Raw genomic sequence first — 20,660 nt, 5'->3', positions numbered from 1 at the left:
GGCCATGCCCGAGACAACGGAACATATCGTCATCGTCGGCGCCGGCGCGGCCGGCCTGATGGCGGCGCGCGAGCTGGCGCGGTCCGGCCGCAAGGTGACGGTGCTGGAGGCGCGCGAGCGCTGCGGCGGCCGCATCCTTCCGCTGCCGGTTGAGGAGTTCGGCTACCCCGCCGCGGGCGGCGCCGAATTCGTCCATGGCGAGGCGCCGGTCACGCGCGAACTGCTGCGCGAGGCCGGGCTGTCCCTTCACGAGATCGCGGGCGAGCAGTGGAGCTTTGACGGAATGACGCTCTCGCGCGAGGAGCGCGACGATCCGCACGAGGCGGAGCTTCAGGCCGTGCTGAGGGACTTGAAGGACGATCTCTCCGTCGCCGAGTTCCTGCGCCGGCATTTCGCCGGGGATGACTATGCGCCGATGCGCCAATCGATCGAGCGGATGGTCGAGGGCTATGACGCGGCCGACCCCGAGCGCGCCTCGACGCTGGCGCTGCGTGAGGAATGGATGGATGGCGGGCACGCGCCGCAGGCGCGCATCGATGGCGGCTATGGCGCGCTGATCGACTTTCTGGCCGCCCATTGCCGCAGGTTCGGCGTGACCATCCATCTCGGCTGCGTGGTGTCGGCGATCGAGGAGGGCGGCGACACGGCGGCCGTTCGCTGCGCCGGCGGCGATGTCCACGTCTGTGATCGCGTGATCCTCACCGTGCCGCTGCCGCTGCTGCGCGAGATGGCCCTGCCGGCGAGCGCGCGCGCGAGGCTTGCTGCTGCGGGCGACATCGGCTTCGGCAACGTCATCAAGATCCTGCTGCGGTTTGCGCGGCCGTGGTGGCGCGAGCGGCACCAGGATCTCGCAGCCATGACCTTCCTGTTGTCCGACCGGACCATCCCGGTGTGGTGGACGCAATACCCGGGCGGGCAGGCCGTGCTCACCGGCTGGTTCGGCGGCCCGCGCACGGCGGAGCTGGACAACCTCGATCCGCGGGGACTGATCGAAGCCGGGCTCGATTCGCTCGCCGCCATTTTCAAGCTGTCGCGCGAGGACATCGCGCGCGAGCTCGTCGCGGCGGCGGCGACCAACTGGGCACACGATCCCTTTGCCCGCGGTGCCTATTCCTGGGCGACGCCGCGGACGCGTGCGGCACAAGCGATCCTCGCGCGTGCCGATGGCCTGGTGCTGTTTTCCGGCGAGGCTCTCTATCGCGGCCGTGACATGGGCACGGTAGAGGCGGCGCTGGCGAGCGGCCAGGAGACGGCAGGGATGATTTTGCGGGGGTAAGAAAAAGGCCCGCATCGCGGGCCTTTCCTTTTACCAGCGGCTGCCGCCGAAGCCGAACGTCACCGAGGGACCGCCGCCGCCGTAATACCCGTACGGCCCGCCGCCGTAATAGCCGTGATGCCGCGGGTAGTAACCGTAGCTCCGGTGGTGCGGACGATAGTAGCCATGATGGTGGTGATGATGACGCCAGTGATGATGGTGGCGATGGCCGTGGTGCCGGTGCTGCGCGCTGATGTCGGTCGATTGGCCGGCCTGCGCGTTCTGCTTCGCGCTTGAATTATTGGCCGCGTTCGCCGCCGATCCGCCGGCAAGCGCCGCAGCACCGACCGCCATCGCGACAATGAGATACTTCATGGTGTCATCACTCCAGTTGAATGTCGTGTGACAACAGATGGGCGCTTCCCGCGTTCCGGCCAGTGCGGGCGTCGAAACGACGCAGTATTGCGACGTCCGATTCGCTTCGCGCGCATGAGTGGGCTCGTGAGATTTATTGTCGCATCATCGGCATTGATCGCATTGCTGCCATCACTTGGCCGCGAACGAGGCGACCACGTCGTCGCTGGTGACGATGCGCGCGAACTCGCCGTTGAGGTTCGACAGCGTCATCGCATGGATCTCCTCGGCGGAATGCTTGTCGCCGTCGGGACCGATGCGGTCGAAGGTCCATGTCGCATCGCGCACGAGCTGCGCGTCGAAGCCGAGATTGCCGGCCATCCGCGTCGTCGTCTCCACGCAATGATTGGTGGTGGCACCGCAGATCACGAGGTTGCCGATGCCGGCCGCGCGCAGGCGCTGTTCCAGGTCGGTGCCGATGAAGGCGCTGTTGACGCGCTTGACGATGATCGTCTCGCCCGGCTGCTCGCGCGCCTCGTCCTTGACGGCGTAGCCGGAGCGCGACGGCAGGAACGATGAACTCGGCTTCGTACCCTCGTGGCGGATATGAAAGATCGGCGCGCCGCGCGCCCTGAACGTCTTCAGCAGACCCGCGATCCGCGCCACCGCATCCGGATTGTTGCGCCGCTGTCCCGCCGCCTCCCACTCGTCGAACGCGCGCTGGACGTCGACGACGATGAGGGCGGGGAGGGGGGCGGGCATGATCGGACCTTTCGCACGGGTTGTAAAAGCGAATATGCGAGGCGACTGGGACAGCGCGCAATGCCGATCTTCCCTCGTTTCGCGACAGCTTTCGTGCCCCGGACGCAGCGCAGCGTCTCTTCCCTGCATGGCCGCCTTGCTGAGGATCAAAGCGGCAAGGACTGGCCGGCCTAGTGTCGCGGCACCAAATTGCTGGGAATCGATGAGATGCGAGAGGATGCCATGCAGGGGCTGAGTCAACCGGACGGACTTGCCGGAATCAAGACGCTGCCGGAGCTGCTGCGCTGGCGCGTCAAGGCGACGCCGGCGGCGGAGGCCTATCGTCATTTCGATGCGACCGCGCAGCGCTGGGTCAGCCAGTCCTGGCGCGAGATCGATGCGGGATTCGAGCTGTGGCGGCGCGCGCTCGCCGCGGAGGAGTTCGCGCCGGGCGAACGCGTCGCCATCCTGATGCCGAACGGCATTGCGCATATCGCCATGGACCAGGCAGCGCTGTCGCGCGGCCTCGTGCCGGTGCCGATGCATGCCGTCGACAATCCCGACAGCATCGCCTACGTCCTTGTCGATTCCGGCGCGCTGCTCTTGTTCGTCGATACGCTGGAGCGCTGGCAGGCGATCGTGGCGACCGGCCAGCCGCTCGACCATCTCAAGCGCGTCGTCTGCGCGGATGCAAGCGGGCTCATCACGCCGAATGCCCGCATCGTCGGGCTCGACCATTGGCTCGCGCAAGCCCCCGGCGCGACCGCGCCGCTGCCAGATGTCGCGATCGAGCCGCACGATCTCGCCGCCATCGTCTACACCTCGGGCACCACCGGGCGGCCGAAGGGCGTGATGCTCTCGCATGGCAATGTCGTCGCCAATGTGAAGGCGATCGCGCACCGCATCGCCGCCGAACCCCATGACGTCTTCCTGTCCTTCCTGCCGCTCTCGCACACCTTCGAGCGCACCGGCGGCTACTACTATCCGATCGCGGCCGGCGCGTGCGTCGCCTATGCCCGCTCGGTGCCACAACTCTCGGAGGACCTGAAGCGTGTGCAGCCGACGGTGCTGGTCTCGGTACCGCGGATCTACGAGCGCATTTTCGCGCTGATCATGCAGCATCGCGCATCAGCAAGTTACATCGAGCGCTTGCTGCTCGACCTCACCATCGCCGTCGGCGGGCGGCGTTTCGATGCACGGCAGCGGCATGGCGTGCCGTCGCTGTTGGACCGGCTGGCCTGGCCGTTGCTCAAACGGCTCGTCGCCGACAAAGTGCTGGCGCGGCTCGGCGGCCGCCTGCGCGTCGCGATCTCCGGCGGCGCGCCGATCGCGGAGCCCGTCATTCGCCTGTTTCTCGCGCTCGGGCTGGACGTGCTCCAGGGCTACGGCATGACGGAGACCTCGCCGGTGGTCTCCGTCAACACCATCGAGGACAATGATCCGCACTCGGTCGGCCATGTCCTCGACGGCGTCGAGGTGAGGCTAGGCGAGAACGACGAATTGCTGGTGCGCGGCCCCAGCGTGATGCTCGGCTATTGGCACAAGCCGGAGGAGACACGCCGCGTCAAGGACGCCGACGGCTGGCTGCATACCGGCGATCAGGCCCGCATCGAGAACGGGCGCATCACCATCACCGGCCGCATCAAGGACATTCTGGTCACGTCCACCGGCGAGAAGATCGCGCCGGTGGATCTGGAGACCGCGATCCTCGCCGATCCCCTGTTCGAGCAGGCGCTGGTGGTCGGCGAACAGCGGCCGTTCCTCACTGCGCTGGTCGTGCTGAACGCCAAAGCCTGGGTGCAGGAGAAGGAAAGACTGGCGGCGAGCGGCAAGCAAGGCGGCGCGGCGGAACGGGCTGCGCTGCTGGCCAGGATCGCGGCGGCCGTGAAGGCCTATCCGTCCTACGCGACGCCGCGCGCGGTGTGGTGGACGCTGGACCCGTGGACCATCGCGAGCGGCCTGCTCACGCCGACGCTGAAGAACAAGCGACCCGCGCTCGAACGCCGCTTCGCAGACGAGATCGAGCACGTCTATGCGAAGAAGCCCGCGCCGATAACGCCGACGTGATTTCGCCTCTCCCCGCGGTTGATCCAGCGCAACTTCGGCCGCTGCCTCGCGATGCAATGTCGCCCGCGAATTCGAACGGCAATCGAGGCAAGTCATGAAGGCGTATTTCATCGGCGGTGGCATTGGATCGCTCGCGGGCGCGGCGTTCCTGATCCGCGATGCGCAGCAGGCCGGGCGCGACATCGTGATCTACGAGGCGCAGCCGCTGGTCGGCGGCAGCCTCGACGGCACGCTGCTCGCGAACGGCGCCTATTCGCTGCGCGGCGGGCGAATGCTGACCACCGATCACTACGAATGCACCTGGGATCTGCTCTCCAGCATCCCTTCGCTCGAGCATCCCGGCCTCAGCGTGCGCGAGGAGACCATCGCATTCAACCTGGAGAACCCGGCGCACTCGAAGGCGCGGCTGGTCGATCGCAACCGTTTCAAGGTCGACGTCTCGCATATGGGTTTCTCCGCGCGCGACCGGCTCGAGCTGCTGCGGCTCACCGAGGCCTCGGAGGAGACGCTCGGCAATAGCCGCATCACCGACTGGCTCTCGCCGAAATTCTTCGAGTCCAATTTCTGGTACATGTGGCAGACCACCTTCGCGTTCCAGCCCTGGCACAGCGCGGTCGAGCTGAAGCGCTATCTGCACCGCTTCATGAACGAGTTTCCGCGCATCGAGACGCTCGCCGGCGTCAAGCGCACCGTCTACAATCAGTACGATGCGATCGTGCGGCCGCTCGCCGACTGGCTGAAGCGGCAGGGCGTGCAATTCGTGCGCGGCACGCGCGTCACGGACATGGCGATCGAGCGCGAGGACGGACGCTTGCGGGTGCGCCAGCTCGTGCTCGATCGCGACGGCCGCATCGCCAATGTCCGGCTCGAGGACGGCGATCTCGTATTCTTCCAGAACGGCTCGATGACGGACGCCTCGAGCCTCGGCACCATGACCGAGCCGCCACCGCATCTGACCAAGAAAGACAGCCAGGGCTGGGCGCTGTGGGAGACGATCGCGAAGGAGCGTCCCGAATTCGGCAATCCCGCCGCCTTCAACAGCTCGATCCCCGAATCCTATTGGCTGTCCTTCACCGTCACCTGCCGCGATCCACTCTTCTTCGACCGGATGGAGGCGTTCTCCGGCAACCGTGCGGGCACCGGCGGCCTCGTCACGTTCAAGGATTCCAACTGGCTGATGTCGGTCGTGCTCTATCACCAGCCGCATTTCGCCGGACAGCCGAAGAATGTGCAGGTGTTCTGGGGCTATGCGCTGCATCCCGACCGCGTCGGCAATTTCGTTGCCAAGCCGATGTCCGATTGCGGCGGCGCGGAGATACTGAAGGAGCTGTGTGGCCATTTGAATTTCGATGCGGGCGTGTTCGAGGACGCAATCTGCGTGCCCTGCCGCATGCCCTACATCACCAGCATGTTCATGCCGCGCAACCTGACGGATCGGCCGCTGCCGGTGCCGAACAATTCGGTCAACCTCGCTTTCGTCAGCCAGTTCGTCGAAATCCCCGACGACGTCGTGTTCACCGTCGAATATTCGGTGCGCGCGGCGCAGATGGCGGTCTATCGACTGATGAAGATCGATCGCCCGGTGCCGCCGGTGACGCGGCACGACAAGTCGCTCGCGGTCATCTTCGCGACGCTGGAGAAGGCATTCGCGTGATCGCTACTTGAACGGGTTACTTGAAGGGATCTTGGATCGACGGCGCCGATTGCCGGATGCGGCGCACGCTGACTGGGGTGCCGTCGGAGACGAACAGCAATTCGTAGCGCCGGCCCTCACTGTCGGTGGCGGAGCAGGTGACGTCAGTCACCTTCCTGGCGGCGAAATTGCCGGTCTGGCGGCAGAGGCCGGTGGAGGTCTGCTCGGCCGGCACCGGAAGGCCGTCGACCCTGGGGCGGTCCTTGGAGTTGAGCAGCATGCGGTCGATCGGCAGCTCGTAGGAATTGTCGTCGGCGCGCTTGCCGTTTTCGCCGGAGAACGACACGACGTGGCTGTCGTCGGAGGGATCGTCGACCGCGACCGCGAAATTGACGCGGCCCTTGTCGCCATGGGCGTAGGCCACCGTCTTGCAGGCGAAGGTGCGCCCGGCGACCTTGAAGGTCTTGCAGTGGCCGGACATCAGCGCGAGCAGATCGATGAAGGCATTCTGCAGCGCCGGCGGATTGTTGACCGGGATCGGCTTGGAAGTCTCGGCAAAACAAGGACTTGCCAAAGCGGCAAGGGTGGCCGTGAAAACAAGGGTCGCGGCCAGCAGCGATCGGCAGAGGCGCATTGGAAGGCTCACGTGCCAGGGAACCACGGTCAGGTTCCGCACCATAACCATCGAACCGCAAATTGGTTGCGATCCCGTTTGTCCTGCAAGTCCCGCCTGGAATACCACCGCGCCACCCCGACGGCGTTTTGTCCAAATCGTCCAAACCGTCCGCCGCCACTTGCCGTCAGGCCGGTGTTTTTTTCGTGGCGGAACTCAGGCCATCGCCGCCTGCCAGCGCGTGTCGCGAAGTGAGGGCCGGCGGTGCAGGCGGGCGCCCAGCAGGGTGCGGGCGCGGGCGAGCTCGCCGCTGCGCATGAGTGCGACGATATAGGTGTCCTCGACCAATTCGCGCTGGGCGTGGCTGCCGCCGATCCGCACGACCTCGGCGAGCACGGGCGCCAGCGTTTGCGCGCATGACGCGTAATTCTCATCCGCAAAGGCCGCCAGCGCGCGGAAGATCGCCGGCACCACGGGGCCGGCCGGCAGCTTGCCCTCGGCGAGGCGCTGCTCGATGGCCGCAAGGCGCGTGGTGAGCGCCGGGTAGTTTTGCGTCGCCGCCGCGAACAGCGCCATGTGGATGTCGGCGAAGGACAGGCTCGACTTCGGAAACAGTTTTTGCGCGCTGGCGTCGGCTTCCAGCCACAGCGCCTTCGGCACGGAATGGCCATAAGCCGAGAGGCGCCACAGCAGCGAGGCGGCGTCGGTGATGACGTTGAGTGGTGGCGCCTGCGTGACTGACGGCTGGAGCACGTCGGCATAGATTGCGAGCGCGCGTGCCGCATCGCCTTGCTCGAGCGCGCCGAGCGCCTGGTGCCAGCGGATATGGCCGTGCAGGATTCCGGCGCGGTCGTAAGTCGGAATCCAGTCGTCGACGAGGCGGTCGGCAGCGTCGATCGAGCCGTCCTCGAACATCGCGTGCAGCACCGCATGCGCAGCGTGAGCATTGGCCCGGCGGAGGTCAAAACCGCGCTCGGTCATGGCGCGGCCGCGCGCGACGTCGCCATTCTCCGTCATCGCCCAGCCGGCCATGGTCAGGAACCACCAGTCTTCGTCATAGTGCTGCGCCACACGTCCGCACAGCTCGTGCCGTGCGCGGTCGTGGTCGGCCATGCCGGAGAAGGCGAACAGGCCGAACGCGCCGAGCGGCAGCGACAGCACCAATGCATCGCGCGGCCATGTGTCGATGTGCCTCAGCGTGGATGCGATGGCCTCGGCTAGCCGGCCCTCGATCGCCAGCGCCAGCGTCTCGACATGCGAGCGCTCGCGCTCGGTGCCGCGCCTGGCGACCAGCTCGCGTGCGAGCGCCGCCTTGCTTCGGGCGAGATCGCCCTGCTGGTAGAAAGCGTGCACGCGCGCGCGGGCGATATGGGGAAGCGCGAAGTCCGGATCGGCTGCGATGGCGCGCTCCAGCATCTCCGCCATGCCGGTCCAGCCCGCAAGCATGAGGTCGACACCCTCGCGATAGGCGCCAGCGGCCGCATCGGATATGGTGGAGAGCGGCAGGCCGTAGCGATCTTGATGCGCCATCGTGATCTCCCGATCTCACGCCGTCCGCGCGCGCCGGCCTTCGATCGGGTAGGCGGGATCGTTGTAGCCTGGCGTCGAGGGATGCCCCGGCACGACCAGTCGGTCGATCAGCGCCTCGTCATCCCCAGTGAAGCGGTAGTCGAGCGCGCTGATGTAGCCGTCCCATTGCTCCTCGGTGCGGGGCCCCGCGACGATCGAGGAAACGAAGGCGGAGTTGAGCACCCAGGCGACTGCGAACTGGCCGGCGGTGATGCCCTTTTTCCCGGCGTGAGTCTTGATCTCCTGCGCGAGCTGCAGCGATTCCGGTCGCCATTCGGTCTGCATCATGCGGGTGTCATTGCGGCCCGCGCGCGTCTCCTTGTCGGGGGCGGCATCGGGCTTGTACTTGCCGGTGAGCACGCCGCGCGCCAGCGGGCTGTAGGGCACGATGCCGAGTCCGTAATAGGAGCAGGCCGGAAAATGCTCGACCTCGGGCATGCGGTTCATCGCGTTGTAATAGGGCTGGCTCACCGCGGGCCGGTCGATGCCGAGCCGGTCGCAGATGTTGCAAATCTCGGCAACGCGCCAGGCGCGATAGTTCGAGACGCCGAAATAGCGCACCTTGCCCGATCGGATCAAATCGCCCATCGCGCGCACCGTCTCTTCCAGCGGTGTCGAATGGTCTTCCTTGTGCAGATAGTAGATGTCGATGTGGTCGGTGCCGAGCCGCCTCAGGCTGTCGTCGGCGGCCTGCAGCACCCAGCGCCGAGACAGGCCGCCGCAATTGGGATCGTCGCCCATGGGGTTGGCGAGTTTTGTGGCGAGCACCCAGGCGTTACGGTTGCTGGCAATGGCGCGGCCGACCACCTCCTCGGAGGCGCCTTTCGAATAGGCGTCCGCCGTGTCGATGAAGTTGATGCCGGCATCACGCGCTTTGTCGATGATCCGTTTTGACGTGGCTTCATCGGTCGGCCCGCCGAACATCATGGTGCCCAGACAAATCGGCGACACTTTCAGGCCGTTGCGGCCGAGCTGACGGTATTGCATGGGCGGGTCCTCGATATCTTTATGGAGCGCAGCATAGCCAGCTCCCGCCGTCATTGCGAGCGCAGCGAAGCAATCCAGCAATGCCGCTTCTCTCGTCGTCCCGGACAAGCGCGCCCCAAGCGCGCGCAGATCCGGGCCCATAACCACAGGGTTGCGTTCGGCGAAGACTCGGAGTTACGAGCTTCGTGCCACAACTGCTCCCTGTGGTTATGGGTCCCGGCCTGCGCCGGGACGACAGCGGAGTGTGTGGTTGCGGCAGTGGCAACCTGACCGAACAGCTACCCCGGGCCCTTCAGAATCTTGAACACGCCGTTCGCCATCACGATGCAGCGGCCATCTACGGTCACCTCCGTGCTCATGAAGATCAGGCTGCGCGTCGAGCGCACCACGCGCGGGCGGGAGATCAGGATGTCGCCGATCTGGCCGGCCTCGACGAAATGGGTGTCGAGCTGCACGGTTGCCATGAACTCCTTGCCGGAGACGTAACGGGCGGTCATGCCGCAGGTGCGGTCGGCAAAGGTCATCATCACGCCGCCCTGGACCATGCCGCGGCGGTTGTGGTGCTTGTCCTCGGTCGCGAGCGCGAATTCGTAATGGCCGTCGACCTTGCGCTCCCACAGGGGACCGATCAGGTGCATGAAGCCCGTGGTCTCCAGGATGCTCCAGCCGTCTGATTTGAGCCTTGCGGCGGCCTTGTTGGTCATCTCGTCGTCCATTCCGTGCGGGCCTTGCGATCCCGTTTCATCGGGGCCGGACGTGGTGTAGTCAAGCATCATGAGACCGTTCGATGATGCCACACGGCGGAATATCGCGAATGCCTGCGCGGCCTTCATGCGGCTGCCGGCGGGTGAAGTGCCGACGACGCTGAAGCGTGCCGCGGTGGCGGTCGCGCTGACCGCGAGCGAGGACGACGACACCGCATTCCTGCTCACGCTGCGCGCATCGCATCTGCGCGCCCATCGCGGCCAATGGGCGCTGCCGGGCGGCCGCTGCGACGCCGGCGAGACGCCGGTCGAGGCGGCGTTGCGCGAGCTCGACGAGGAGCTTGGCCTTCGCCTCACCGGCGCGCAGGTGCTCGGCACGCTCGACGATTATCCGACCCGCTCCGGATATCTGATCACGCCCGTCGTGGTCTGGGCCGCCGACAGTGCCGCGATCAGGCCGAACCCGGACGAGGTGGCTTCGGTCCATCGCATTGCGCTCGACACCATCGAGCGCGACGACGCCTTCGATTTCGTCGCGATCCCCGAGAGCGCGCGCCGCGTCATTCGCTTCCATCATCAGGAAAGCCTGATCCACGCGCCGACGGCGGCGCTGATCTACCAGTTCCGCGAGGTGCTCGCGGGCCGGCACACCCGCGTCACCGAGCTGGAACAGCCGGTGTTCGCCTGGAAGTGACGCAAGAGACGAAAAAAGAGGTAAACGGCGCGTTAACGTGACGGTTACCGGATGCCTGCTAAGAGGGCAGGATGCATCATTCGATTCGCAATAGCTTCGCGCTGGTTCCACTTGCGCTTGTCCTGCTCGCGCCCGCCGCGCGTGGCGGCGAGATCGACGCGCTGCCGCCCGCCGTTCGCGATGCCAACGCCCAGCTGCTGTCGCAGTTTTTTGCGCAGGGTGGCGCTTCGCCGGCGGTGCTCGAATATCGCCGCAAGCTCGCGGAGTATCAGGCGGCGCGCGCGGCCTTCGACGCTGAGGCCGGCGCCTATTGGAGCCAGATCTCGGAGAAGCGGAAAGGCCGCAACGCCAAGCGGCGCAGCGGGCAGCAGGTGACGCTCGATGATTACGTGCTGGAGCATCCGCCGCTCTATAACGGGCCGAAGAAGCCGGTGAATCCGGAGCCGGAGGAAACGCCGGACCGTCCCGCCAAAAAGCCGATCCCGGTGGTCGCCGATTTCCTGCGCGCGGCGCAGGAGCTCTACCAGTTCACGCCGCAGCGCCCGGCGAGCGAGATCGAGTTCAAGCGCGCCTATGCGCGCTATGCGCTGGCCTCCGGGCTGACGCGCGAGCAGGCCGTGCGGGTCTATTCGTTCGAGACCGGCGGCACCGGCAGCCACGACGTGCAGGCGGGAATCGAGCATGGCGGCAAGCGCGCGATCTCGACCGCGATGGGCTACAACCAGCTACTGACCACCAACAGTGTCGAGCTGCTCGCCGAGCAGGGGCACGAACTCATTCGCGCGCTCTCCGAGAAGGTCGCGCGGACATCAGGACCGGCGCGTCAGTCGCTCGAGCACAAGCTCGTCGTGCTGAAGAAAATGGTGGCGCATGCGAAGTCGGTGCCCGACACCTGGTCGGAGCACGAGAAGATCGGCAACACCGCGCAGGGCTGGGCCATGCATGCGATGGTGCTCGACATCGATGTCGGTCCGATGCTGCAGACCCACAAGCTCCTGACCTCGGTGCTGTTCGCCCGCGCCAAGGGCTACAGCCGTCCGCTGACCGCGGCCGAGCTCGAGATGATGAACCTCACCGGCGACGGCACCGGGCTCGACATGGTGACGATGCCGCAGGCGATGCGCGAGCAGGTGCCGACCTCGAACTTCTTCCAGCGCGGCGGCTACGAGCGCAACCCGGTCGCAATTCGCCACAACACGGTGGCCAAGCTGCTGGCGGTGACCGACGATCGGATGGATTCGAACAGCAGCAAACCCGGTGCAAGGGAATTGGCGGGGGCGTTTTAGCGCGCTGCCGTAGGTGGGCAAAGCGAAGCGTGCCCACCGTTGTCGATCAGGATGCACTGATAGTTGGTGGGCACGGCGCTAACGCGCCTTTGCCCACCCTACGGCAGCGCGCTTACTGATCCGGCCCGAACTTGAACTTGCCGTCGCCTTCCAGATAGGGGCCGCTGCGCATGTAGAGCTGGCCGTTGTGGCCGATGAAGAACAGCGTGCCCTTCGGGACCTTCTTGGCGCCCTTCAGGAGCTCGCCGGCGTTGCTGGTGCCCATCTTGTAGGAAAAGGTCTTGCCCTCCCTGTCATAGGCATAGCCGGTGTCGGGCTTGAGCTCCCACGGCGTTGCCGGGGCTTGCGCGAAAGCGGGCGCGGCGAATGCGCCGAGCACCGTTACGAGTGCAGCCGAAGCAAGTGCAAATGTCTTGGTTGAAAATGTCATCATCCATCCTCCCCGTCGCTGGGGTACCCGGCTTGAACAAATCACGAACGGCTTGTCCGGGTCAATTTGCGAAAGCGCCGCAGCGCATCACGTCTTGCCCAGCAGTTTGTGATTTTCCCTTCGTCCCCTCGCGACTATGTTCCGCTTTCCGTCTAGAACGCAACTCGACAAAATTATGGGTGGGGATGATTCGGATGCGCCATGTGATTAAACTTTGCTGGGCTGCTGCATTGTCGTTGACGGCGCTGGCACCGGCCGCCCGGGCCGATGATTACCAGCTCAGCCACAACCAGCGGATTTCGTGCAGCCGCGGCCTTGCCCCGGGCAAGCTGAACACGGCGACCTGCAAGTCCTACACCTATCTGTTCAACACCAAGACCTCGGAATATTTCCGCTGCCAGGTCTCGCTGGCGCTGACCCGCGACAACAAGGAAGTCATCAACGTCCAGACCGACGGCGGCTGCACCAAGAAGCCGCGCATCTTCGAGACCGACGGCAAGTATGATTTCGACGCGACCGAGACCGAGCCGCCGAACACCAATTCGTTCTTCGGCCCCGGCGGCTATTCGGTGTGGGCCGCCGATGTCGGCGCGCAGAAGGTGCGCGGCTGCATCATCATCTCCTCCGGCCTCGGTTCCGACATCTCCAAATGCCTGGACATGACGTTCCAGTGAGAGCTTGCCAGTAAAGCCTTTCCAGCAAAGCCTTGCCAGTAAAGCCGCGCCAGTGACGGCGCGCTCCCTCCCGCTTACGGGGAGGGCGATCGCGTATGCGCTTGGCGGGGCCTGAGCGAGCGCCTCGTCCTTCGAGATGACCGCTTCGCGGTCTCCTCAGAATGAGGCCGAGCGCCAGCTTTGCTGTTGAAATCGCTGTCACGTACTCCGTCCTCATCCTGAGGGCCGCCGCAGGCGGGCGTCTCGAAGGATGTGCCGCGGGCGACTGCGCCACCTCGCCGCACCGCGGGTTCCCGAAAGATTCAGCCGGATCGGCCGTTTACCGCAGTCCTGTTTTGTCTTTTGGATGGGTTGACCGGCATCCCTCATCCGGCCAATTTCGCCGCCGGTTTGGGGAGAACAACAACCATGAAACGGACCATTTTCGGCGCGGCCGCGGCTCTTGCTCTGGCGGCGTCGGCACCTTGCGCGCAGGCGCAATCCTTCATCAACGTGCTGACCGGCGGCACCTCCGGCGTCTATTATCCGCTCGGGGTCGCGATCGGGAAGATCTACGGCGACAAGATTCCGAACGTGAAGACGCAGGTGCAGGCCACCAAGGCGTCGGTCGAGAATTTGATCCTGCTGCAGCAAGGCCGCGGCGAGCTGGCGTTCACGCTCGGCGATTCGCTCAAGGCCGCCTGGGACGGCGAGGAGGAGGCGGGCTTCAAGACCAAGCTCGACAAGCTCAGGACCATCGGCGCGATCTATCCGAACTACATCCAGATCGTCGCGACCACCGAGTCCGGCATCAAGACGCTGGCCGACCTCAAGGGCAAGAGCCTCTCCGTCGGTGCGCCGAAGTCCGGCACCGAGCTGAATTCGCGTGCGATCCTGGCCGCCGCCGGCATGAGCTACAAGGATCTCGGCAAGGTCGAATATCTGCCGTTCGCCGAATCCGTCGACCTCATGAAGAACCGCCAGCTCAACGCCACGCTGCAATCGGCCGGTCTCGGCGTCGCCTCGCTGAAGGACCTTTCGACCTCGAGCCCGATCACGGTGGTGTCGGTGCCGAAGGAGACCGTCGACAAGATCGGCCCGCCCTTCGTCTCCGCGATCATTCCGGCCAACACCTATACCGGCCAGGACAAGGACGTGCCGACTGCGGCGGTGATCAACTATCTCGTCACGAGCTCCGCGGTGTCGGACGATCTCGCCTATCAGATGACCAAGCTGATCTACGAATCGCTGCCGGAATTGCAGAACGCACACGCGGCCGGCAAGGAGATCAAGCTCGAGACCGCCGCGACAGGCAGCCCGGTTCCGCTGCACCCCGGCGCGATCCGCTATTACAAGGAAAAAGAGCTGATCAAGTAAGGCGGGCTCTATCCGCGAACGTCATGCCCGGGCTTGTCCCGGGCATCCACGTTCTTGGAGACACCGTTAGACGTGGGTGGCCGGGACAAGCCCGGCCATGACGGTGTGGGTGAGCAATGCCTCGATGTTATATGCGCTACAGGGCTGAGGACGAATAAGATGCTGGAAAAGGCAGAGGCCACCGAGACCCCTATCAAGGTCGAGTTCGACAATTTCGAGCACGGTTTCCCGGACGGTTTCGGTCCGGGCTGGTGGGGGCAACTCGCCTATTGGATCGGCATCGCCTTCGCCACCTTCCAGCTCTATGTCGCCGCCTTCAACTATCTGCCGAGCCAGGTGGTGCGCGGCGTCCATGTCGGCTTCCTCGTTCTGCTCACCTTCGGCCTGATCGCCAACTTCACCGCGAAGAGCAATGCCGGCCGCGCGCTCGGCTGGATGATCGGTAGCGCCGGCTTCCTGTGCGGGCTCTACCAGTGGATCTTCTACGCCGATCTGATCGCGCGCGACGGCGACCCGACGCGGCTTGATCTCGTGGTCGGCACGGTGCTGGCGGTGCTGATCTTCGAGGGCACGCGACGCCTGATGGGCGCGGCGCTGCCGCTGATGTGCGGCGCCTGCCTCGTCTACTGGTTCTTCGGCCAGTACCTGCCGTCGCCGCTCAACCATCGCGGCTACGATTTCGACCAGATCGTCACGCATCTGTCGTTCGGCACCGAGGGCTTCTACGGCGTGCCGATCTACGTGTCGGCGACCTACATCTTCCTGTTCATCCTGTTCGGTTCGTTCCTGGAGCGCGCCGGCATGATCCAGCTGTTCACCGACGTTTCGCTCGGCCTGTTCGGCCGCACCCGCGGGGGACCTGCGAAAGTCGCGGTGTTCGCCTCGGGCATGATGGGCACGATCTCCGGCTCGGGCGTCGCCAATGTCGTGACCGTCGGCCAGTTCACGATTCCCTTGATGATCCGGTTCGGTTATCGCCGCGCGTTTGCCGCGGGCGTCGAGGCCACGGCCTCGATGGGCGGGCAGATCATGCCGCCGGTGATGGGCGCGGTCGCCTTCATCATGGCCGAGACGCTCGGCGTGCAATATTCCGAGATCGTCAAGGCGGCGGCCATTCCCGCGATCCTCTATTTCGCGTCCGCGTTCTGGATGGTGCATCTGGAAGCCGGCAAGCACGGCCTCGTCGGCATGAAGCGCTCGGAAATCCCGAGCGCCTGGAGGGCACTGGTGACGCGCTGGTACCTCGTGCTGCCGCTCGCCGCCCTCGTCTACATGCTGTTCGAGGGCTTTACGCCGCTCTATGCCGGCAGCATGGGCCTCGCGCTGACGGTGGCGCTGATCCTCGGCACCGCCATCACCACGGGCGCCTCCTCGAACGTGATCCGCACCATCTTCTGGATCGGCCTTGCGCTCGTCGTCGCCGCGCTCTCGCGGGACGGCCTCAAGATCGTGCCGGTCGCCAGCGTCGTAGTCGGGCTGATCGTGATCACCGCCTTCGTGCGCGGCGGCTTTGCGGCGCTGCGCGCCTGCCGCGACGCGCTGGCCGAAAGCGCCAAATCCGCCATCACCGTCGGCATGGCCTGCGCCATCGTCGGCGTCATCATCGGCATGATGTCGCAGACCGGCGTCGGCACCATCTTCGGCGGCTGGGTGATCGGGCTCGGCGAGAAGAGCCTGTTCCTGGCGCTGATCATGACCATGCTGCTGTCGATCCTGCTCGGCACCGGCATCCCGACCATCCCGACCTACATCATCACCGCCGCGCTCGCCGCGCCCGCTCTGGCCAAGTTAGGGGTGCCCTTGATCGCGAGCCACATGTTCGCGTTCTACTACGGCATCATGGCCGACCTCTCGCCGCCGGTGGCACTGGCGGCGCTCGCGGCGGCGCCGATCGCCAAGGAGAACCCGGACAAGATCGGCTGGGAGGCGATGCGCATCGCGCTGGCCGGCTACGTCATCCCCTTCATCTTCGTCTATTCACCAGCCCTGATGCTCCAGGCCGGCGACCCCATGGCGGCAAAACTCGGCTTCTATGGCGCGGTCGCGCTGGCGACCGTCAAGGCGTTGGTGGCTATCGGCCTGTTCGGCATGGTCGCGATCGGCTTCCTGTTCACCCGGCTGACGCTGATCGAGCGCCTGGTCGCCCTCGGCGCCGCGTTCTGCCTGCTCGGCGAATTCCCGTTCAGCGACACCGCGGGCTTCGTGCTCGCTGCGGCGCTCGCGCTGTGGCAATGGCGGCAGCGCCCGCCTGTAACGGTCGAGGCGGTGTGAGCCTCTGCTTCGCAACGGCTTTCGGCGTGAAGGCGCTGGCGCTGTCCGCCTTCACGCTGGTCTGGACGCATTCGATCGCGAAAGTCGACTGGCAGGAAGACTGGCGCGTCACCCCCGCCGGTCTCGAACTGGTGCAGGCCCGCGTCAAGGGCACCGGCCCCGGCATGGAGCCGCCGCCCGAGGCGCGGCTGGTCGACGGCTGGTTTCAGTGGCAGCCGAAGCGGGCAGCCCTGAAAGAGGTCGTGCTCGGCAATTCGGGCGCGGCCGGCGAATGGCGGCTGTGCCATGGTGGACAATGCCGGACGCTGTCGGAGATTGTCGGCCATCCCATTGGTGCTAACGTCACCACGATGAAGATCTGCAACGATCCGTAGCCCCGGATTACGCTTACGCCCCGTCCGGGCTACAAGAAGAACAACAACAAGGAGACACATGATGGATCGGCTCAAGGGCAAGGTTGCGATGGTGGTGGGGGCCGGCTCGATCGGACCGGGCTGGGGCAACGGCAAGGCGACCGCGGTGACCTTCGCGCGCGAGGGCGCGCAGGTGTTTTGCGTCGACCGCAACGGTGCCGCTGCCGAGGAGACCGCGAAGATCATCACCGGCGAAGGCGGCAAGGCGACCGCCTTCACCGCCGATGTGTCCCGCGCGAGCGAGGTCGAGGCGATGGTGGCGGCCTGCCTGAAGGCCTATGGCCGCATCGACGTGCTCGACAACAATGTCGGCATCGCAGAGATGGGCAGCGTGGTCGAGGTGACCGAGGAGAGCTGGGACCGCGTCTTCAGCGTCAATCTCAAGAGCGCCTATTTCGCCATGAAGCACGTCATTCCCGTCATGGTGAAGCAGGGCGGCGGCTCGATCATCAACATCTCCTCGATCGCCTCGATCCGCCACATGGGCATCTCCTACGTCACCTATGGCACCTCGAAGGCGGCGATGAACCAGATGACGCGCACCACCGCGATCGAGTTCGCGCGGCACCATGTCCGCGTCAACGCGATCCTGCCCGGCCTGATGAAGACGCCGATGGTAGAACACTCTGCCGGCCTTGCCGCCAGCTACGCCAAGGGCGATGTCGAGGCGATGTGGCGCGCGCGCGATGCGCAGGTGCCGATGGGTCACATGGGCGATGCCTTCGACGTGGCTAACGCCGCGCTGTTTCTGGCGTCCGACGAGTCGAAATATGTGACGGGGATCGAGCTCGTGGTCGACGGCGGGATCACGTGCAAGGCGGGGGCGTAGGCGCCGCCTGACGCTTCACTGTCGTCCCGGACAAGCGCAGCGCAGATCCGGGACCCATAACCACAGGACGTGGTTTGGCGAAGACTCGCGGTGACCAGCTCACCAAGGTAACTACTCCCTGTGGTTATGGGTCCCGGGTTCGCGCTTCGCGCGCCCCGGGACGACAATGGAGTGTTTGGCTACTCACTGCGCCAGCGCCAGTATCCCGCCGGCAAATGCGTGCCACGCAGCCGTCTCGCTGATCGGCCAGTTCAAGACCTTTACCGCCAGCAGCGCGAGCGTGCCATAGATGTAGACCGGATGCACGCGGCCTTCGGTGCGCCAGTCGCGCACCATGGCGACGACGAGCAGGAGCGATGCGACGACGGCGGGCGCGATCGTCACCGGCACCGGCGGCGGGCCGGGTGGCCCGGGAGGCGCCAGGAAGGTCAGGAACCAGCGCGCGATCGCGGCATCGAGGATCGAGACCGCGGCGAGCAGCATCAGGCGCTTGTGAATCTCTCCTCTGCGGGTGTTCATGATTGCGAGCACGAACACGATTGCGAAGAACGCAATCCCGCTCATCGGCACGATCGAGAAGCCGATGCCGGCCTCGCGTTGCCCGAGGGCTGCGGAATGCTGCATCACGTGCACGGAGGCGAGGAAGCCGAAGATCGTCATCGCGGTGGCGAGCGAGACGCCGGCGATGCCGAGCGAACGATGATTGACGAGGCGGCCCGAGGCCGCAAGCCAGGTCTGAAGCACGAAATAGACAGACCAGGTGAAGAACAGCAGTCCGTGAAAGTGAATCACGGGGCTTGCGGACAGCGTCCGGTTGGCGAGCGGAACCCAATAGGTCGGTGCGAAGCCGAGAAAAGCTGTGGCCGCGCAGGCCAGGGCCATGTGGAGATAAAAATATCGTGCAGGCGACGCATCACGCGCGCGTACACGACGGTCGTCGGTCAGGGTCGTCATCAGGAATGAGTCTGGAGAGGTGGGGTTTGGTTCAATGCCGGCCGTCGTCCCGGGGCGCGCGTAGCGCGAGCCCGGGACCCATAACCACAGGATTGTGTTTGGCGAAGATTTGGAGTTGCCAACCTCGTGTCACGACGACGTCCTGTGGTTATGGGTCCCGGATCTGCGCGCGCTTGGGGCGCGCTTGTCCGGGACGACACCGAGTTTGTGGCTGCGCTACCTCATCCCCCCGCGCTCAATTCTGCGCGATCGAGCTCCTCTTCGAGCCGGTGGAAGGCATCGTCGCCGATCACCTCGGTGGCGCGGAGCTCGAAGATCGATTTGCGCGCGGCCGCGATGGCGCGGCGGCGCAGGGGATCGGCTGGCAGTTCGCCACTGGCGATGCCGCCGTTGGGATCGCTCCCGGCTTGCATCAGGATGGCGCGATATTCCAGCCGCAGGATCTCGGCTTCCTCGGACGGATCGCTCTCGATCGCATCGAGCGCGGCACGATAGGCGACGGCGCGAGCGCGCGCGACCTCGTTGCCGACGGGATCGTCGTCCTTGAGGCCGAACGCCAGGATCAGCGGCCGCAGCGTCAGGCCCTGGATCACCAGCGATCCCAGCACCACCGCAAAGGCGATGAAGACGATGAAGTCGCGATAGGGAAAATTCTCCGGCAGCGCAAAAGCTGTGGCGAGCGTGACGAGGCCGCGCATGCCGCACCAGGAGATGATGAGGCCGCCCTTGGGCGAGGCGACGGCCCTCGGATCCTTCGGATGGTAGATCCCCTGCGCGACCAGCACCCGCAAGGTCGTGCGATAGAACGTCACCCAGGCGAGGCGCACCAGGATCACCGTCAGCAGGATCCAGCCAGCGGCCACGCAATATTCCCAGCGCACGTCCGCATCCAGCCGCGTCCAGATCGGCCGCATCTGCATGCCGATCAGCATGAAGGCGAGCACGTTGAGCACGAACACCATCGTTTCCCACACCGCATAGGACGGCACCCGCAGCCGTGCCGGCATGCGCGCCCCCGCCGTGCGCGCCATGGTGATGGCGTAGACGACGATGGTGAGGATGCCGGAGAGGCCGAGATGCTCCGCGGCGATCCAGACCATGAAGGTGGTGGCGAACTGCACGATGATCGCGCTGGGTGCTTCCTTGACCCGTTCCAGGAGCAACGGGATGATGTAGCCCGCGAGCAGGCCGGCGACGACGCTGCCGACCAGCGCGAGCGCCATCGTCGGCGCGACCTGGCTCCATGTCAGATGCTCGGTGGCCACCGCGCCGACCGCGATGCGGTAGATCAGGAGCGCGCTCGCGTCGTTGAGCAGGCTCTCGCCCTCCAGGACTTTCACCATGCGGTGGGGCAGCTTCACCTGGCTCAGGATCGCGACCGCAGCGGCCGCATCGGGCGGGGCCACGATGGCACCGAGCGCGACCGCGGCGGCCCACGGCATATCGGGCATCAGCCGGTGCGCGACGAAGGCGACGCCGGCCGTGGTCAAGCCGACCGCGGCGACGACCAGGGTCGAGACCGGAACCCAATTGTTGCGCAGATCGCGCAGCGAGGTGTCGAAGGCGGCATCGAGCAGCACCGGTGCGACAAAAAGCGCCAATGCCAGGTCCGGCTCCAGCGCCCAGGACGGACTGGACGGCACGAAGGCGATCAGCGCGCCGCCGATCGCCAGAAAGGTCGGGTAGGGGACCTTGATCCGCCGCGCCAGCGCCGATAAGGCAACGGCGCCGAGCAGAAGCGCGATGATCCATTCGAATGTCGACACGATGATCCCCGAAGCCGGTCCGAGCAGCGCCACAAGCTAGCACCAATCCGGCCGTATGATGGAT

18 protein-coding genes and 1 pseudogene are annotated in these 20,660 nt (G+C 65.7%); 10 read left to right on the top strand and 9 right to left on the bottom strand.

What is annotated here, in order from left to right; genetic code table 11:
* Positions 1 to 4 precede the first annotated feature (4 nt).
* Complete coding sequence (locus tag XI03_RS26580; protein ID WP_271593732.1) at positions 5 to 1,276, top strand: flavin monoamine oxidase family protein; 1,272 nt, start codon at positions 5 to 7, stop codon at positions 1,274 to 1,276.
* A 30-nt stretch (positions 1,277 to 1,306) separates the two neighbouring features.
* Here XI03_RS26580 and XI03_RS26575 read toward each other — a convergent pair whose 3' ends face one another.
* Positions 1,307 to 1,630 carry a hypothetical protein gene (locus XI03_RS26575; protein WP_161966277.1) on the bottom strand — a complete coding sequence of 108 codons (324 nt, stop codon included), beginning with the start codon at positions 1,628 to 1,630 and terminating at the stop codon, positions 1,307 to 1,309.
* A 171-nt stretch (positions 1,631 to 1,801) separates the two neighbouring features.
* Positions 1,802 to 2,371, bottom strand: a complete 570-nt coding sequence (locus XI03_RS26570; RefSeq protein WP_038950697.1) for a cysteine hydrolase family protein — start codon at positions 2,369 to 2,371, stop codon at positions 1,802 to 1,804.
* Between the two features lie 222 nt (positions 2,372 to 2,593).
* Between XI03_RS26570 and XI03_RS26565 the strand changes: the two genes are divergently transcribed.
* Complete coding sequence (locus tag XI03_RS26565; RefSeq protein ID WP_271593731.1) at positions 2,594 to 4,417, top strand: AMP-dependent synthetase/ligase; 1,824 nt, start codon at positions 2,594 to 2,596, stop codon at positions 4,415 to 4,417.
* Between the two features lie 64 nt (positions 4,418 to 4,481).
* Positions 4,482 to 6,071, top strand: a pseudogene (locus tag XI03_RS26560) (oleate hydratase); the annotation flags it as partial.
* A 16-nt stretch (positions 6,072 to 6,087) separates the two neighbouring features.
* On the opposite strand, the gene XI03_RS26555 reads toward XI03_RS26560, so the two are convergent.
* The 4 genes from XI03_RS26555 to XI03_RS26540 form a co-directional block, all read right to left on the bottom strand.
* Positions 6,088 to 6,684 (bottom strand): hypothetical protein, encoded by a 597-nt coding sequence (locus tag XI03_RS26555; protein ID WP_028140721.1) that lies wholly within the window; start codon positions 6,682 to 6,684, stop codon positions 6,088 to 6,090.
* A gap of 195 nt (positions 6,685 to 6,879) precedes the next feature.
* Positions 6,880 to 8,193, bottom strand: coding sequence for a tetratricopeptide repeat protein (locus XI03_RS26550; protein WP_271593730.1), 1,314 nt, complete (start codon positions 8,191 to 8,193; stop codon positions 6,880 to 6,882).
* Between the two features lie 15 nt (positions 8,194 to 8,208).
* Positions 8,209 to 9,219 (bottom strand): aldo/keto reductase, encoded by a 1,011-nt coding sequence (locus tag XI03_RS26545; protein ID WP_271593729.1) that lies wholly within the window; start codon positions 9,217 to 9,219, stop codon positions 8,209 to 8,211.
* A 278-nt stretch (positions 9,220 to 9,497) separates the two neighbouring features.
* Positions 9,498 to 9,923: a PaaI family thioesterase gene (locus tag XI03_RS26540; RefSeq protein WP_028140718.1), complete on the bottom strand. Its 426-nt coding sequence runs from the start codon at positions 9,921 to 9,923 to the stop codon at positions 9,498 to 9,500.
* A gap of 70 nt (positions 9,924 to 9,993) precedes the next feature.
* On the opposite strand from XI03_RS26540, the gene XI03_RS26535 reads away from it, so the two are divergent.
* A complete protein-coding gene (locus tag XI03_RS26535) occupies positions 9,994 to 10,617 on the top strand; it encodes an NUDIX hydrolase (protein ID WP_212428819.1) in 624 nt (207 codons plus the stop codon).
* A gap of 71 nt (positions 10,618 to 10,688) precedes the next feature.
* Positions 10,689 to 11,903 (top strand): hypothetical protein, encoded by a 1,215-nt coding sequence (locus tag XI03_RS26530; protein ID WP_095426849.1) that lies wholly within the window; start codon positions 10,689 to 10,691, stop codon positions 11,901 to 11,903.
* Between the two features lie 112 nt (positions 11,904 to 12,015).
* Here XI03_RS26530 and XI03_RS26525 read toward each other — a convergent pair whose 3' ends face one another.
* Positions 12,016 to 12,333, bottom strand: coding sequence for a hypothetical protein (locus XI03_RS26525; RefSeq protein WP_271593820.1), 318 nt, complete (start codon positions 12,331 to 12,333; stop codon positions 12,016 to 12,018).
* A 194-nt stretch (positions 12,334 to 12,527) separates the two neighbouring features.
* Between XI03_RS26525 and XI03_RS26520 the strand changes: the two genes are divergently transcribed.
* The 5 genes from XI03_RS26520 to XI03_RS26500 all read left to right on the top strand — a co-directional run bounded on the left by XI03_RS26520 (position 12,528) and on the right by XI03_RS26500 (position 17,876).
* On the top strand, positions 12,528 to 13,007 hold the full coding sequence (locus XI03_RS26520) for a hypothetical protein (protein WP_038948879.1): 480 nt from the start codon (positions 12,528 to 12,530) through the stop codon (positions 13,005 to 13,007).
* A 408-nt stretch (positions 13,008 to 13,415) separates the two neighbouring features.
* Positions 13,416 to 14,363: a TAXI family TRAP transporter solute-binding subunit gene (locus XI03_RS26515; protein WP_028140713.1), complete on the top strand. Its 948-nt coding sequence runs from the start codon at positions 13,416 to 13,418 to the stop codon at positions 14,361 to 14,363.
* Between the two features lie 159 nt (positions 14,364 to 14,522).
* The gene (locus XI03_RS26510; protein WP_271593728.1) at positions 14,523 to 16,634 is read left to right on the top strand and encodes a TRAP transporter permease; all 2,112 of its coding nucleotides are present in this window, start codon (positions 14,523 to 14,525) and stop codon (positions 16,632 to 16,634) included.
* Positions 16,595 to 17,008: a DUF1850 domain-containing protein gene (locus XI03_RS26505; protein WP_271593727.1), complete on the top strand. Its 414-nt coding sequence runs from the start codon at positions 16,595 to 16,597 to the stop codon at positions 17,006 to 17,008. The genes XI03_RS26510 and XI03_RS26505 overlap by 40 nt, the downstream gene beginning before the upstream one ends.
* Positions 17,009 to 17,069: 61 nt before the next feature.
* Entirely contained in the window at positions 17,070 to 17,876 is an 807-nt protein-coding gene (locus XI03_RS26500) for an SDR family NAD(P)-dependent oxidoreductase (RefSeq protein WP_028140710.1), read from the top strand.
* A gap of 183 nt (positions 17,877 to 18,059) precedes the next feature.
* On the opposite strand, the gene XI03_RS26495 is transcribed toward XI03_RS26500, so the two are convergent.
* Both XI03_RS26495 and XI03_RS26490 read right to left on the bottom strand, forming a co-directional pair.
* Entirely contained in the window at positions 18,060 to 18,830 is a 771-nt protein-coding gene (locus tag XI03_RS26495) for a hypothetical protein (RefSeq protein WP_095426851.1), read from the bottom strand.
* 221 nt (positions 18,831 to 19,051) lie between these two features.
* Entirely contained in the window at positions 19,052 to 20,596 is a 1,545-nt protein-coding gene (locus XI03_RS26490; protein ID WP_271593726.1) for a cation:proton antiporter, read from the bottom strand.
* Between the last annotated feature and the right edge of the window lie 64 nt (positions 20,597 to 20,660).

The organism is Bradyrhizobium sp. CCBAU 65884, from assembly GCF_028128835.1.
In the GTDB taxonomy this organism is placed as follows: Bacteria; Pseudomonadota; Alphaproteobacteria; order Rhizobiales; family Xanthobacteraceae; genus Bradyrhizobium; species Bradyrhizobium ottawaense.
The sequence above is the reverse complement of the archived record's forward strand: the minus strand, read 5'-3'. Positions and strand labels throughout refer to the sequence as shown.